Origin of the sequence: Maribacter taeanensis, assembly GCF_047345145.1 — a bacterium.
Classification (GTDB): Bacteria; Bacteroidota; Bacteroidia; order Flavobacteriales; family Flavobacteriaceae; genus Maribacter_C.
Window position 1 is genome coordinate 153,540 of sequence record NZ_JBLFER010000007.1, and the last position, 16,192, is coordinate 169,731.

Here is a 16,192-nt window from a genome sequence, read left to right on the forward strand (position 1 = left end):
TTTTCAATTTGACAGCGTTTTGTTAAAATTTCAAGGCAAGGCCCAATCCATTTTCATTGCTTGTTGGCACCAAGTAAAAAGAAGTCTCTTTACCCAGACTATCATTATACTTTAAAATAGCCATCTTTTTATTCTTCAAAGCTGACTGCCCAAAAATAGATCCTATCAACGCACTCACTCCGAAAGCAATTGCAGGTTCAGTTAAGGGTTTATTGTTTACTTCGTTTGATATTGCCCAAATGCCAGCTCCGAAGTTCACCGCTCCAAAAATCATTCCTCCTAAAAGATTCTTCTTCGATTTTTTCCAATGCATTTCGGAGACCGAATTTCCCATCATCAAAGCATCTACTTCTTTCCAATTCAATTTCTTCTGGTCTTGATAGAATTCAGGCCCCCAAGTTCCTGAGAACACAGTTATCTCTTGAGCCTTTAAACCTGTTGAACACATGCCCAAAAATAAAATGGCGACTACTAATTTTTTCATGGTATAAATTTTTGTTTAAAGATAATAAATAATCATTAAACAAATGACTATAGAAGTGTTAAAACAAAACTGAAGTATAACTATTCTATTTGCTCAATCTCTCTTTTGATAAATCTATCGAAATCTTCTTTTCCAATTATTGAAACTTAACGTATTTGGGTGGTACAAGACCGTTCAACCTGAGATAAACCAGCATTTGTCCTCTGTGATGTGTTATGTGGTCAGCAAGTAAAAAGAAAATTTGTCGCTTTGTTCTATCCAATCCAAAATAGTCAAGGCGGTCATCAAAATGGACTGTTTCAAAGTCTGCAATAAATTTGATTACTTCATCAAAGGTCTTATCAATCACTGTAATCATTTCCGCTTTAGACTTATTGGCAACAATAAATGTGGTATCAGTCTTCCAATCTCTAGGTTCTCTTCCTCCTAATAAGGACTGGCTATGCCAGTCCATTGCATAGCCGATGTGCATCAGGTTTTCGGCAAAGGTCTTTTCCTCTGATGTCGCTTTGAAACTGTATTTATCTTCGGGCATAATTTCTGCTACTAGAAGTAAGTACTCACGAGAATTTTCCAATCGTTCTAAATAGTCTTTGATAAAATTATCCCCTTGGGCCAATAGAGTTGATGATACAAAACCCAATAATATTAGAATCAGTAATCGTTTCATATTATTCTTAATTAATTATTAAACAAATCTATAATCCATTTGAGACAATCCTCAGTATCCAATATTGACCACGAGTGGGGATGTCTCGTTCCATCTAGACGAACACCCTTTCCCTGGCTGATTTTTACATTCGCATCGGTATTCCCCAGAATTTTCAATTGATTAATCATGGCTACGATATCAGTGCCGTTCCAATCATACAAATCTCTATGACGTTCATTCATAAGCCACTCAACATCTAAATCAGTATACATTCGAATTGGCATATCTTTCAAATATTCTGCATTCCCTCCATTTTCTTCGCTATGCGAATAAATTGACCCTTCAATGTATCTTTCTGGAAAATCTTGAGGCGACCCTCCATAATTCTCATTATATTCTTCAAGAAAATATTTAGCTTCCAACATACCGGCTTCTGAAAAATTTCGTTTAATTTCTCTTTCGTAATACTCATAAAGATGAGTTTCATCTAAAGGCGTGTCTAAGGCAAAAACGCCCTTAGGAAGTAAAAAAGTGCTCTCAGGATTTTTAACAGCTATCTCCGCATAGGTCAAGGAAATCATTCCCCCATTTGAAAGTCCACCCAAAATAAATTTGTCCTTTGAAACACCATGATTTTTAATGACTTCCTTGAAAATAAAATCAAGAAATTCTATTTCAGCTTCCATTGTATCGGTTCCCCAATTAATCGAAGGTATGATTGTCATAATCGAGTTATCAACTGCCAGTTCGTGCAGAGTTATGCTTTTAAGTGTATCTTCAGTTCGTTCAGCTCCTGAGGGTAAAACAACAATAACCCCTTTCGGCTTTCCTTCTTCTGGTAAGATTTGATAATAATGTAAATCTGTAGATGTACTATCGTTGATATATAAATTATGCTCATCAATGATATCAAGGGTTTCTTTAGTTATTAATTGAGCATGTGCAACAAAGAATTGACAACATGCCATTAGAAGAACAAGTATATCTTTCATGGTTCAAAATTTTAAAACCAAAGTAACTTGAAGTAGAGTAAACAGGAGAGGAAAAAGGGTCTGATTTAAGTACTAGTACCCCTATGAATTTTGAATTTTTTGAAGTAATTCTTGCCGACTAGACACACGTAACTTACTATATATATTGGTAATATGTGTTTTTACTGTACTCAAACTGATAAAAAGTTCATTAGCAATCTCTTTATTGCTCTTCCCTTGTAAAATGAGACCTTGAATATTCTTTTCTTGTTTGCTTAGATCCGCAATCGCCTGCCGAGTTTTTCTTTGTCGTAAATGGAAAACAAAGAATAGTAAACTTGCAACAAGCAAACTCAAGAGGACAATGATAATCTTGCTGGTCGCATATTTATTTTCAGCCGCTTCAGTTGTCAAAAAAGCCAATTTATTTTCCAAAAACAGATATTCTGAACGTTCGATATCACTTTCCTTGAGTTCTGTCAAAAGAGCCACATAGTAGTCTGGGTTCTTAGCGATATCTTTCTCAAGTAAGTCTTTATTATCAAGTTGTTTGATGCTTATCAACTTCACCATCAAGATTTCAAGGGAGTCTTTTGTGTATGTTTTCAAGTTACCGATATATGCTTCAGAAAGACTATCTTCTCTTTTAAAATCCGTATTCCGCAATTGACGTTCAAATCGCACTAATTTTTGCCATTCCTTATCAGCCAAACTACTGTTGGTATATGTTCCAAATGGAATTTTGCTCTTTTTAAACTGGATGCTATCCTGATTGGAGAGTAAAAACACCTGGCCAACTTGTAAGGTATCCCTCAATGCTTTTTCGAAACGAGTGACGTGCAGTCGATAGATTGCCTCCTTCTTTGAAATCAGGCTTTTTTTAAAACGGAAAAAACCATTTTCACCGATAGATGTCGAAGTAATGTATTTCGCTTTATTCGTATCTGAAATATTTTCTAAAGCAATTTGAGATAAATGAATTTCTGTAACAGACTCGTCATTTTCGATGTCAATATATCCTGATATGCCGTTTTGGGCGAGCAGACCGTAACCGATTAAGAACAGTTGGATAAACAGATAATATTTCTTCATAGAGACCAACAATAAGCTTTACTAAAATACGAATTACCTAGTAAAGAAGTTTTGGTGTTCTTCATTAATTTAGCTTCAAGAAATCGGCTGCATTCTGATAATAGAACTTATTCAAAATCTGTTCTGAGAGTGCTAGACCTTTGTTTTTCTGCCCGCGTAACGCTACGGAATCTGAAGTACTTAAGTAGGTCCAGAGTCGACTATAACTTTCTTCTAGGTTTTGCTCCTCCGCTTTTAATTCTTCGGTTGTTTTTTCACTTTGCGGACTTGAAGTCCCATAATCCGTTCCGAATAGAATACGATCTTGGTATTTTTCAAATAAGGCCCTCAATTTATCTGAATCTTGACCAACTAAATCACCAAAGCGGGCCGCAGGTTCTACGTAAATATTGGGAAATTTATCCAATCGCTCGGCAACCATATCTACATCGTGCGACATACTCCCCAAATGGGCACATAAAATCTTTAAATCAGGATTATTCGCTATCCACTTATCCCGCGCTGTGATAATCGTTTCATAAGTTGGAATTTCAGGGTGCTTATACGCATGATACTCGGGGTGGTCCGTATAATAACCGTAATGCGGATTATTTGGGTCATCAAGAGGTCGCCATGCTTGAACAGGTTCACCTATATGGGCCATAACTGGAATTTTACGTTCTTTTAGAAAATCCCAAATAGGCTGCAAACGGGCATCATCTATTTGAATAAAATTTCCTGAAGCATCTTTGGTGACCATACCGAAATTCTTCCATACTTTGACCATTCGAGCTCCAGAGTGTATTTCTTGTTCTAGTCTTTCAATGGACTTTTGGGCAAAATCAGGATTGTCGATACCTACCCCTATCAATGAAGAACAGAGGTAAAATAAATTTGGTTCGGCTTTTACATGGTCTAAATATTCATTCCAACTTCTATTCACACCAACAGAATCAGCTATAGAAACATCAACCAATACACCCTGCATATTCCATTTTTTGAAGAAATCAGCCAGATAGTCCCGCTCATATTTATAGTGCGCATGAACATCTATCTTCTTAATCGATTGTTGTTCTATGGCAACCTTTGTAGCATTTTCTGAGGACATGTGTTTTTTATCAGACTTGCAAGCCAACAAACTAATGACGGCAGTTAAAAAAACAATCGTATTTCTCATAATTCATAAGGTATTGGTAGCAAACAACTTAAATATAGCAATAAACAAAAAAAGAAGATAAAATATTGGAGCTTAAGTAAACGCCTGCTCGGTGGTTTCTGAAATCAAAGCATTTACTACCTCATCCAATTCCACTTGCACATTAGGATTAGTGCAGTTGATTAGAATAGCAAAAACCATCTGCTGTTTCGGATATACAAAGAAGTTAGAATAGCCTCCTACTCCATTGCCAACATGTCCATAGTAATTCCTTCCCTTTTTATCTTCACTTACCTGCCAGCCGAGTCCGTAGTAGGTTTTGTTTTCATTGATAGTTTCAGAGGTCAAAAAAGGAGCAAGTATTTCTTCATTTAAGACTTTTCTATCTAAATACGCTTGACCGAAATTGGCAATATCTTCAGTTGTGGATAGATATCCACCACCCGCTAGTTTATAATAATTGTTCACAGGAATTGCTTTGCGGAAGCCTAGGCGGTTTTTGGAGTAGAAAGTTGTTAATCTATTTTCCTTATTGTCTTGCTGAGCTTGTCCTAGCATTTTTTTATTCCCAGAAAGCCCGTCGACAGGCTCAGCTTGACATTCAGCCAAAGTATTTGTCATTCCCAAGGGGTTCAAAACCTTTTCTTTCACATATTCTTCAAACGGAATTCCGCTTACCTCTTGCATAGCTAGAGAAATCAAAACCCAATCATAGCTGTTATATAGATAGTCCGTTCCTGGTTCAAATAATAGATCATCATCTTTGAAAATTTCAATGCTTTCTTTAATGGAATACGATTTATTGAGCCCATATTCGGTGCCTTGATAACCTCTGATACCTGCCGTGTGACTCGCTAATTGTCTAATAGTAAAGTCCCATTTCTTTTTAGGGTAGTAAGGCACATATTCGTAAAAGGAAGTATCTAAATCTATCAACCCATCCTGCACCATATGTGCCAAAGCAGTTGCCGAAATAGGTTTGGAAACACTTGCTATTCGGAAGATTGTTTTTTGGGGGGTTATTGGAGTTTTATTTTCCAAATTAGATTGACCATATCCCTTTTGAAGAAACTTCTTGCCATCCCTTAAAACAGTAATAGCTAAACCAAGGACTTTTTTTTCATTTACCAAACTATTGAGCAGCGTATCTGCTTTCAGCAAACCTCGAAGCTGAGTTTCATCGCCTTTAATTCTTTTTTTGGCGAAAAGATTTTTTAGATATTTAGATATGGGGTTCAAAATGAATGACCGCTTTACATTAGTGATTGATCGGTTAGTCCTTGAAAATCAACCTCCCTTTAAATAGCTGTTCTACTTGAATTAAATCTGGCTCATTAAAACTAATTACGTCACCTGTTCCTCTTATCTCTCCTTTAATAATTTGTTGAGGATTTACCAGAATATCATTTGACCCTCGATGGTCTATATCTACTAAATTAGCAATCAAATCTTGCGCTTCGATTCGGGAATCTCCTGCGGCAATAGTAGCACCAAAAAACCCCGTTTCTCCTTGAAGTCTAAAATAGGCTATTCCGTTTACTATAACAGTGACGTCATTGGTATCCAACTCAAGATCAAATTCACCGTCAGTAGTTTCACTTTCTGGGTTATTAAAACTCTCTGATATGAGCCTTAAAATTGGATAGGCAAGTACGCCATCACTTTCGATTTTCAATCCTGTACTACTTCGTATTTCCCCAATATTTGGTGCTGTCACAAAAATTCTTGTTAAACCGTATTCTCGAACAAAATTACAATCATTGGTATCTCGTAAAAGCAGACGACCATCTTCTACTGTTACCTCAACTTCATTTAGCAAATTTTCACCTGTTTCTACTTCAACTTTGATTTCGGGCCCTTGCTTCAAAACCAATCCGACATTTTCGAAAACTGTGATTTTGGTAAAATCGGCAACCTTAACTTCTTCTCGAATTAGGTCTCCTGCACTTTGGAAGCAATCGGGGGCGGAGTCGGAGTTGCATGCTGACACCACACAAAACAAAAGTATTATCACGAATAATTTTTCCACAAGGGAATTCATCCCCCTGGCCCCCTTCAAAGGGGGAATTACCTTATATAAATCTTCAAAGTCATGCATCCAATTTCGTACCTCGTATTTTGTATTTCGCACTTTATAATCTTATTCCCACTCCAAATTCAACAGCTTCGGCCGCTGCCCCATGTGATTTCAAGCTAATAGCTCCAAAGACTTTTTCTCCAAAATATCTTTTTAGACTAAAGCGATTATACACCTTTCCTTCAAAATCGAAGGGATAATATATATAATAACCCAATTGTGTTTCAATAGATAATTTATTAATAAAAAGTTCATGCCCTACGAAAACCCCTATTCGCTTATAATCTGTATCTGCAGCAACATTATTCTCAGGAAATGAAGTCGACTGAAACCGAATCAAATCCTTTAAAAAATTACTAAAAAAAACATCTGTCCCCAATTGAATTGCACTTTTTCTGCCAACACGTTTATCTGCGTAAGCAGAAGCTATGTAAAAAGGAAACTGGCCAGAACCAATCACATCACTCTCATTAATACCAGACCGAAAAACGATATTGTATTTGATAGGTTCTGTAATCTTAACTTTCTCTCTTCTAATGTATTCTGGTTCGTCTTGTTTTAATGTATAGGTCAATCCGGCATTAAAAGCCAAAGTATTGGTTGATGTATTTGGTGCTTTTACATTGGCGTTGGAATAGTGAACAACAGAGATTCCCGCTTTAAAACCCAAGCCTTCAAAAATGTTCTCCTTATGATAATTCAACATCAAAAAAGTTGAACTTAATAGTCTTGACCCATAAGCATTGTTTCGAAAGTTTTCAACCCTATCATACGGGTTGGTAGCATAGGAAATCCCCTGCCCTATGCGCAATTGAACGTTCCTTTTTAAAAAATAGAAATTGAAATGGGCGTACAGTCCCAGATTATCACCCAAAGTGGGGTTGTTCGACCTTTGAAAAATAAAAGAAGCGCCTAAGTCTGGATAGTTATACCATTGTTCCCAATCCTCCGATCCATAGGTTTTTCGATTATAGGCAAAAATCAAACCCTCAGGATGTTCGGTAATCAGATGATTAATATCCGGATTATGAAGAATTATTGACCCGTAAAATGCATTTGCATCAAAGGTGTAGTTGACTCGCTTGTCCTCATCTTGTGCAAAGCAAAATCCAGAGAAAAATATGATAAGTAGGAATACCCTTAGGCTCATGGAAGTCAAAGGTAAGTACGAAGTTCGAAATTCGAGGTACGAAGTTTGAAAACTTTGAACTTTGAGTCGAGACTCTAAAACAGACTTTTAGCAATCGCCTGTATATTATCTGATTTTCCCATGGAATAATAATGCAAAACAGGCACACCTGCTTCCTTCAACTCCTTCGACTGTTGAATCGCCCATTCAATGCCTACTTGGCGAACCGCTTTGTTATTCTCGCAATCATCAACTGCATCAATCAAATCTTGCGGTAAATCAATTCGAAATACTTGAGGTAACAGTTGTAAATGTCGTTTTACGGCGATGGGTTTAATCCCCGGAATGATGGGAACATTGATTCCCATTTCTTTTGCTGCCCCAACAAATTCGAAATATTTTTGATTATCAAAGAACATTTGCGTTACGACATAATCGGCACCGGCATCTACTTTTTCTTTGAGTCTTTTCAAATCTGATTTTAAAGATGGTGATTCCAAATGCTTCTCTGGATATCCGGCAACGCCGATACAAAAATCCGCGCAATCATCAGTTTCTATAACTTCGTGCAAATACTTTCCACAATTCAAATTTTGAATCTGCTCAACCAAGTTTATGGCAAACGGATGTCCGCCTTTGGTCGGCTCAAAATACTTTTCTTCACGCATCGCATCACCGCGTAGGGCCATTACATTCTGAATCCCCAAATAGTGGCAATCAACCAGAAGGTACTCAGTTTCTTCCTTGGTAAAACCACCACAAAGTACATGTGGCACAGTATCTACATCATACTTATGCTTAATGGACGCACAGATACCCACCGTACCCGGACGCATGCGTGTTAACTTTTTATCCAAGAGCCCAGAACGGTCAATATAAACGTATTCCTCGCGTGAGGTGGTAACATCAATAAATGGAGGTTTGTACTCCATCAGTGGGTCGATATTATCATATAATTCTTGGATGCTTCGACCCTTTACAGGGGGAATAATTTCAAAGGAAAACAATGTTTTTCCTTTTGATGCTTCTATGTGTTCTGTTACTTTCATGTCCTCTCCCCCCGCCCTCTCCCAGGGAGAGGGAGCTAAAACGGAATTTTATTAATTATTATTTCTTCATTTCTTTTTTGGGCGTTCGGGTCTTCCTTTCGGCGACACGACGGGCTTTCCGCTGTATTTTTTTATTTGACTACTTCTCGACTGCCTGCCCGACTTTGTCATTCAGGCGAGCGCTCAAAGAGACAAATAAAAAAGATGCGGCTGCAATCCCTAACTCAACTCTATTGGCCAACTTGAGGAAACTAACCTAAAAGGAAGCCTTTAATTAATTATTGTTTGTCCAAAAGAAGTTTTTTTATGGTTTCATAATCTTCCTCATACTCCCAATATATCCATCGGCCATCTAAATAATTTGTTAGTATATATTTTTCGCTAAGCGATTTTATTCGACTGACTGCTACTACTTTTTTGGAAAATCCTTCGACACGAACAATTTCCGTTACTTCTTTGTTATCGTCATTATAACCATGACTTATCATATGGTTTCCCAATGTTATCTCTATATATTTAGTCATATTAATCTTCGGCAATATTTGGCGCCAACCATTTTTTCGCTTCTTCAAAATCGATTCCCTTTCTTGTCGCAAAATCGGCTACTTGGTCTTCTTTTATTTTTCCTAGTCCAAAATAGCGCGCTTCAGGGTTTCCAAAATAGTATCCACTTACGGATGCCGCGGGCCACATGGCCAGACTCTCAGTTAATTTCACACCTGTTTTTTCTTCTACTTGGAGCATTTCCCAAATAGTCAATTTTTCTAAATGATCTGGGCAAGCTGGATAACCTGGCGCTGGGCGAATTCCCTTATATGATTCCTTAATTAAATCTTCATTACTTAAATCTTCGTTTACAGCATAGCCCCAATGTTTCGTTCGCACTTCTTTATGCAAGTACTCCGCAAAGGCTTCCGCCAAACGGTCTGCCAAAGCTTTTATCATTATGGAACTGTAATCGTCCAAATCCTTTTCATAGGCTGCGGCTAATTCGGCAGTACCAAATCCTGTGGACACACAGAAACAGCCCATATAATCTTGTTTCTCGCTTTCTTTCGGGGCAACGAAATCTGCTAAGGCGAAATCAGCGACTCCTTCTCTTCTTTGGAGTTGTTGACGTAAGGTTCTGAATGTATACGTTTCACCTTCATTACCAGAAAGCCCTCGACTGCGCTCGGGATGACATTTCACTTCGATATCATCGTCATTGATTGTATTCGCTGGGAATAATCCGAAGATAGCTTTTGCTTTTAATTTCTTTTCTGATAAAACCTCTTTCAACATCTTTTGGGCATCAGCAAACAAATCGGTTGCTTGAGTTCCTACAACATTATCCGTCAGGATATCAGGATATTTTCCATGGAGCTCCCAACTTCTGAAAAAAGGTGTCCAGTCAATAAAAGGGACCAGTTTTTCCAAATCCATATCTTCAATAATTTGGATTCCCAATTCATTTGGCTTTACGATTTCGGATGTGCTCCAATCAATCTTAAACTTATTTTCTCTAGCTTTTTCTATGGATTTGTATTCCTTCTTTACAGAGCGTTTCAAAAATTTATCCCGAAAGACGTCGTAATCTTCTTTGATGGATTTTTTATAACTATCAGATGTTTCTTTCTGCAACAAATCACCCACGACAGTAACTGCTCGAGAAGCATCATTTACATGCACAACCGCCTGACTATACTGTGGGTCAATCTTTACAGCCGTATGCGCTTTACTTGTAGTAGCTCCCCCAATTAATAAAGGAACTGTAAAATTTTTACGCTCCATTTCCTTTGCCAAATGCACCATCTCATCTAATGATGGCGTAATCAATCCGCTTAGACCGATGACATCTACATTATGTTCTATGGCAGCGGCAATAATTTTTTCGGGTGGCACCATTACGCCCAAATCAACAATCTCATAATTATTACAAGCTAAAACTACACTTACAATGTTTTTGCCAATATCATGTACATCGCCTTTTACAGTTGCCATGAGAATTTTTCCAGCTCCATCAGAATCTCCCTCTTGAGGATTCAATAACTTCTCTTCTTCAATATACGGTAAGAGATACGCCACCGCTTTTTTCATTACTCGAGCAGATTTCACCACTTGCGGCAAGAACATTTTTCCACTACCAAAGAGGTCGCCAACTACGTTCATTCCGGTCATCAAATTACCCTCGATAACTTCTATAGGTTTGTCGGCTGCCTGTCTTGCTTCTTCAACATCTTCCTCAATATATTGGTCAATACCTTTAACCAATGCTCTTGTAATTCTATCTTGCAATGGCTCTTCGCGCCAAGATAAATCGACTTTACTTTCTTTGGCTTTGCCAACAACAGACTCTGCAAAATCGAGCAGTCTTTCTGTAGCATCGTCTCGGCGATTTAGCATAACATCTTCCACATGCTCCAATAAATCTTTCGGAATATCATCATAGACTTCAAGCATGGTCGGGTTGACAATACCCATGTTCATTCCCGCTTTAATCGCATGATATAAGAACACGGAATGCATCGCTTCTCTTACCGGGTTATTCCCTCTAAAAGAAAACGAAACATTACTAACTCCTCCACTAACACTACAATACGGAAGATTTTCTTTAACCCATTTCGTTGCCTTGATAAAGTCTAAAGCATTTAATTTATGCTCATCCATTCCCGTGGCAACAGGGAAAATATTTAAATCGAAAATGATATCCTCTGGAGGAAAACCAACTTTGTCTACTAAAATATCATAGGAGCGTTTCGAAATTTCCAAACGTCGCTCATAATTATCCGCTTGTCCTACTTCATCAAAGGCCATTACAATTACAGCAGCTCCGTATCTTTTTATCAACTTCGCATGATGAATGAATTCTTCCTCGCCTTCTTTGAGACTAATGGAATTCACTACACATTTACCTTGCACCACTTGTAAACCTGCTTCTATGATTTCCCATTTGGAGCTATCTATCATTATGGGGACTCGAGCAATATCGGGTTCCGCAATAACAAGATTCAAGAACTTCACCATGGCCTCTTTACCATCAATGAGTCCATCATCCATATTAATATCAATAATCTGAGCACCGCCCTCAACTTGATGTCTTGCAACATCTAAAGCTTCTTCAAACTTTTCTTCTTTTATAAGACGTAGGAACTTCTTAGAACCAGCTACATTGGTTCTTTCCCCAACATTTATAAAGTTGGTTTCTGGAGTAACCACAAGAGGTTCAAGTCCGCTAAGCTTTAAATATTTTGGCTTTGTTTCGGTCATTAGCTATAATGCAATACTTCAGGAAAGGGTTCGTAAAAATGATGGAGCAAACTTTTCCAATCTTGATATTCAGGAGATTTTCGAAAGCCTATTTCGTGGTCTTCCAATGTATTCCAATTCACCAATAATAGATATTGGTTTTTCTTTTCGATACACTTTTTAAGTTCATGTGATATATACCCCTTCATTGATTCAATGATAGACGAAGCTTGGATGAATTTTTGTTCAAATTCAAACTCCATTCCTGCTTTGACATTTAATGTAGCTACTTCTAATATCATGTACTAAACGGTTTCTGAAATCAAATTTCTAGGACCATATTCTTTTACCAATTCTGCAATTGCCTGAATATGTTCCGGAGTTGTTCCACAGCATCCTCCAACGATATTCACTAAACCCTTTTCAACATATTCTTTTATCTGTTCAGCCATCTGTTCGGGCGATTCGTCATATTCCCCGAAAGCATTCGGTAATCCTGCATTCGGATGCGCAGAAACCGCATGCTCAGTTCTACTTGATAAAACCTCTAAATGAGGCACCAACTGATTCGCTCCTAAGGCGCAATTAAATCCTACGGACAAAATCGAAATGTGAGAAATAGAAATTAAAAATGCTTCGGCAGTTTGACCTGACAAAGTTCTACCGGAGGCATCCGTAATTGTTCCACTGACCATAATCGGAACATCAATATTTCGCTCTTCTTTAACTTCTTCAATGGCAAAAAGAGCCGCTTTGGCATTTAGCGTATCGAAAATTGTTTCGACAAGTAAAATATCCGAACCTCCATCTAACAAAGCTTCTGCCTGTTGTTTATAGGCAATCCGCAATTCATCAAAAGAAACTGCTCGAAACCCTGGGTCATTTACGTCTGGAGACATGCTTGCCGTTTTGTTCGTCGGGCCCATACTGCCCGCTACAAACCTTGGTTTATGAGGTTCTTTAGCTGTGAACTCATCGGCAACCTTTTTGGCAATTTTGGCGGATTCATAGTTCAGCTCATAGACCAAATCTTCCATATAATAATCTGCCATTGCGATAGTGGTACCTGAAAATGTATTGGTTTCAACAATATCGGCACCCGCTTCAAAATATTTTGCATGTACTGTTGCAATAGCTTCTGGTTGTGTTATTGATAGTAAATCATTATTGCCCTGTAATGGATGCTTCCAATCTTTGAAACGTTCTCCACGAAAATCTTCTTCTTGGAATTTATAACGTTGTAACATGGTGCCCATCGCACCATCTAAAACGAGAATTCGTTCTTGTAATATATCTTTGATATTTACCATAAAATAATCTCCAAATACAATGGATTGGTTATGTAAATTATCAAGTAAGGAGAAGTGTAAGACGTAATGTCTTTCTTGGTTATCTGCCTTAAACCAATCGATTTCTCAAACTGGTCCTGAAACTAGTTCAGAATTAAGATAGAATGTAGCACCTTCTTTAAAGTTAAAGGGTTGCTAAGGTTTCATAGGGTCTAATCCCTCCACCTTTCTTGATAACAATTTCAATGTTTATATGAACTAATCACAAAGTAAAGCTACAGACCAATGAAAACCAAATTATAGATGCTTTTTTTGATAATGTTAAAGACAAACGAAAAACCCTATTATAATAAAAGAAGGGTTTCTAGCGAATTAAAAATGGAATGTTCTAGAGAATGCTTTGGACTACTTCTTTTTTAGCCTCCTTTTTAGTACCATCAAAACCTTCAACTCCGCCTACGGTAGTATATTTTATTACATAACGCTTACCTGGATTTATGATTTGATACGCATACTGACACATCACAGCCGCCTCATGAAAACCAGATAAAATCAATTTAAGTTTCCCTTCGTAGGTGTTTACATCTCCAATAGCAAACACTCCTGGAATGTTCGTCTGATAGTCCTTGGCATTGTTCACCTTTATAGCGTTTTTCTCTATCTCAAGTCCCCAATCGCCTATGGGACCTAACTTTGGAGATAGTCCGAATAAGGGAATAAAGTTGTCCACTTCCAAATAGGTTTCTCCTTTCTCAGAATCATTGTGCTTTACGACAACCGCCTCTAACTGTTCATCACCATAAAGCTTTTTCACCTGCGCTTCTGTGAACAATTTGATTTTTCCCAGTTTTGCTAATTCAGATGCTTTTTCTACGGAATCCAATGCCCCTCTAAACTCATTTCTTCTGTGTACCAAAGAAACTTCTGAAGCGACATCGGTTAGATAAATTGCCCAGTCTAAGGCAGAATCGCCACCACCTGCAATGACCACCTTCTTATCGCGATACACCTCGGGATTCTTGATGATATAGGCAACTCCTTTATCCTCAAAATCAGTAATATTCTCAATAGGCGGTTTTCGCGGTTCGAAAGAACCTAATCCGCCTGCAATGACAACTACAGGAGCGTGGTGCTTGGTCCCTTTGTTTGTCGTAACGACATACGAATCATCTTCTTGCTTGTCTAAAGTTTCGGCGCGTTCTCCCAAGGTAAAACCTGCTTCAAAAGGTTTTATTTGCTCCACGAGATTGTCTACCAAATCACCCGCTAATATTTCTGGAAATGCAGGAATATCATAAATCGGTTTCTTCGGATAGATTTCAGAACATTGTCCACCTGGTTGTGGTAATGCATCTATCAAATGGCATTTCAATTTTAGCAATCCCGCTTCAAAAACTGTGAAGAGTCCGGTCGGACCTGCACCGATTATCAGTATATCTGTTTTTATCATTTCTTTTTTAGTATTAAGTCTTAAGTAATGAGTACAAAGAGTGTTTCAGTATTTTTTTTACTTATACTTTATACTTCGTACTTTTTACTTTTTTTTTATACTTTTTCGATTAATTTTTGAGTTATTTCGTTCATTTTGTCCACTTTTTGCTCAAAATCACCCTTTATCGTTTTTCTATAATCGTTCAAATTTTGCACCATTTTGGTGATATCTTCTGGAATAACATCTTCAAAAAACTGACGCAATCTTTTTGCTGTTGTAGGTGATTTTCCGTTCGTCGAAATGGCAATTTTCACGTTTCCTTTGGTTACGATTCCGCCCATATAAAAATCACAGTATGGCGGATTGTCGGCAACATTCACCAGTTTATCAAAAGACCTACAGTCATTATATACCTGAATATTCACTTCAGGGACATCGGTTGTGGCAATTACCATATGCTTTCCCATCAAATATTTGGCTTGGTATGAATCGGTAATCAAATCTACATCGAACTTTAGCGCCAACTCTTTCGTTGCCTTTCGATACATGGGAGAAACCATAGTTACCTTAGCATCAGGACTCGACTTTGTCAAAAAGTGTAATTTTTCTTCTGCCACATTTCCTCCACCTACAATCAGAATATGAAGATTTGAAGTCTTTAGAAAAACCGGATAAAGATTGTTTCGTTCCATTACTACTGTTTAATTTCATTCCCTTGAAGAAGGGAATCTGTTAAATCATATGCTGATTTTGAAATAATAGGTCTCGACTGCACTAGACCAGACCTTTTAAACTAATTCAATAAGTTGTTGTCTATCATACTGTTTTTGAATCTCCAAAACTTGCTTGCGATGGCGAACCACCTCACCTATAATGATGATTGCTGGATTTACCAATTCTTGTCGCGATACCTCTTTTTCTATGGATGCAATTGTTCCTACCCCTACTTTCTCATCAGCTCTGGTACCATTTTGAATTATCGCAATTGGCGTTTTGGATTTTCCTTCCTTTCTGAAAAGTTCCACTATTTGCGGGAGTTTCGACATTCCCATAAGTATGACCACTGTTGCACTTGACTTCGCTGCCAATCTTACATCATTAGATAATTTGTGTTCTTTTGTCGTACCCGTAATTACCCAAAAACTCTCCGAAGAACCTCTTTTGGTTACCGGAATGTTCTGCGCCGCAGGAACAGAAAGACAAGAGGATATTCCGGGTACCATGGCAACTTCTAGTCCATGCTCGGCTGCATATTCCATCTCCTCTGAACCCCTACCAAAAACAAAAGGGTCACCCCCTTTTAATCGAACCACGTGCCCATGACTATTGGCTCGACTTACAATCAATTCGTTGATTTGTTCTTGTTGATAGGAATAGCATCCCTTGCGCTTCCCAACAAAAATATGTTCCGCTTGGGGTGCATACTCCAGCAATTCGGTAGCCGCCAAAGCATCGTACAAGACGACATCAGCATTTTCCAACACTCGAATTCCTTTGAGCGTTATCAACTCCACATCACCAGGACCTGCACCTACTACCGTTAAGAGCCCCCTAGCCCCCGAAGGGGGGACTTTTACTCGGATGGAAACACCCCCCAAGCCCCCCTCAAGGAGGGAATCGATATCTTTAAAATTTGCTTCTCTATTAATCATTT

The 16,192-nt window shown here is 38.0% G+C and carries 16 protein-coding genes and 1 riboswitch; all 16 genes read right to left on the reverse strand.

What is annotated here, in order from left to right:
- Positions 1-22: 22 nt before the first annotated feature.
- On the reverse strand, positions 23-484 hold the full coding sequence (locus tag ACKWCD_RS18525; protein WP_413985458.1) for a hypothetical protein: 462 nt from the start codon (positions 482-484) through the stop codon (positions 23-25).
- 136 nt (positions 485-620) lie between these two features.
- Positions 621-1,154: a DinB family protein gene (locus tag ACKWCD_RS18530; protein WP_413985459.1), complete on the reverse strand. Its 534-nt coding sequence runs from the start codon at positions 1,152-1,154 to the stop codon at positions 621-623.
- 11 nt (positions 1,155-1,165) lie between these two features.
- The gene (locus tag ACKWCD_RS18535; RefSeq protein ID WP_413985460.1) at positions 1,166-2,128 is read right to left on the reverse strand and encodes a hypothetical protein; all 963 of its coding nucleotides are present in this window, start codon (positions 2,126-2,128) and stop codon (positions 1,166-1,168) included.
- A gap of 81 nt (positions 2,129-2,209) precedes the next feature.
- A complete protein-coding gene (locus ACKWCD_RS18540; RefSeq protein ID WP_413985461.1) occupies positions 2,210-3,199 on the reverse strand; it encodes a helix-turn-helix transcriptional regulator in 990 nt (329 codons plus the stop codon).
- A 64-nt stretch (positions 3,200-3,263) separates the two neighbouring features.
- Positions 3,264-4,355 carry an amidohydrolase family protein gene (locus ACKWCD_RS18545; RefSeq protein WP_413985462.1) on the reverse strand — a complete coding sequence of 364 codons (1,092 nt, stop codon included), beginning with the start codon at positions 4,353-4,355 and terminating at the stop codon, positions 3,264-3,266.
- Between the two features lie 72 nt (positions 4,356-4,427).
- Entirely contained in the window at positions 4,428-5,573 is a 1,146-nt protein-coding gene (locus ACKWCD_RS18550; protein WP_413985463.1) for a serine hydrolase domain-containing protein, read from the reverse strand.
- Between the two features lie 34 nt (positions 5,574-5,607).
- Positions 5,608-6,324, reverse strand: coding sequence for a head GIN domain-containing protein (locus ACKWCD_RS18555; RefSeq protein ID WP_413985464.1), 717 nt, complete (start codon positions 6,322-6,324; stop codon positions 5,608-5,610).
- Positions 6,325-6,466: 142 nt separating this feature from the next.
- Entirely contained in the window at positions 6,467-7,561 is a 1,095-nt protein-coding gene (locus ACKWCD_RS18560) for an acyloxyacyl hydrolase (protein ID WP_413985465.1), read from the reverse strand.
- A gap of 74 nt (positions 7,562-7,635) precedes the next feature.
- Entirely contained in the window at positions 7,636-8,589 is a 954-nt protein-coding gene (metF, locus tag ACKWCD_RS18565; RefSeq protein WP_413985466.1) for a methylenetetrahydrofolate reductase [NAD(P)H], read from the reverse strand.
- A 278-nt stretch (positions 8,590-8,867) separates the two neighbouring features.
- Complete coding sequence (locus ACKWCD_RS18570; RefSeq protein ID WP_413985467.1) at positions 8,868-9,113, reverse strand: hypothetical protein; 246 nt, start codon at positions 9,111-9,113, stop codon at positions 8,868-8,870.
- A 1-nt stretch (position 9,114) separates the two neighbouring features.
- A complete protein-coding gene (gene metH, locus ACKWCD_RS18575; protein WP_413985468.1) occupies positions 9,115-11,838 on the reverse strand; it encodes a methionine synthase in 2,724 nt (907 codons plus the stop codon).
- The gene (locus ACKWCD_RS18580) at positions 11,838-12,119 is read right to left on the reverse strand and encodes an antibiotic biosynthesis monooxygenase family protein (RefSeq protein WP_413985469.1); all 282 of its coding nucleotides are present in this window, start codon (positions 12,117-12,119) and stop codon (positions 11,838-11,840) included. The genes metH and ACKWCD_RS18580 overlap by 1 nt, the downstream gene beginning before the upstream one ends.
- A gap of 3 nt (positions 12,120-12,122) precedes the next feature.
- On the reverse strand, positions 12,123-13,127 hold the full coding sequence (locus ACKWCD_RS18585; RefSeq protein WP_413985470.1) for a homocysteine S-methyltransferase family protein: 1,005 nt from the start codon (positions 13,125-13,127) through the stop codon (positions 12,123-12,125).
- A gap of 97 nt (positions 13,128-13,224) precedes the next feature.
- A riboswitch (SAM riboswitch) is annotated at positions 13,225-13,346 on the reverse strand.
- A gap of 148 nt (positions 13,347-13,494) precedes the next feature.
- Positions 13,495-14,556 carry an NAD(P)/FAD-dependent oxidoreductase gene (locus tag ACKWCD_RS18590; RefSeq protein WP_413985471.1) on the reverse strand — a complete coding sequence of 354 codons (1,062 nt, stop codon included), beginning with the start codon at positions 14,554-14,556 and terminating at the stop codon, positions 13,495-13,497.
- A 95-nt stretch (positions 14,557-14,651) separates the two neighbouring features.
- Positions 14,652-15,230 (reverse strand): precorrin-2 dehydrogenase/sirohydrochlorin ferrochelatase family protein, encoded by a 579-nt coding sequence (locus ACKWCD_RS18595; RefSeq protein ID WP_413985472.1) that lies wholly within the window; start codon positions 15,228-15,230, stop codon positions 14,652-14,654.
- A 96-nt stretch (positions 15,231-15,326) separates the two neighbouring features.
- Complete coding sequence (cobA, locus tag ACKWCD_RS18600; protein ID WP_413985473.1) at positions 15,327-16,190, reverse strand: uroporphyrinogen-III C-methyltransferase; 864 nt, start codon at positions 16,188-16,190, stop codon at positions 15,327-15,329.
- Positions 16,191-16,192 lie beyond the last annotated feature (2 nt).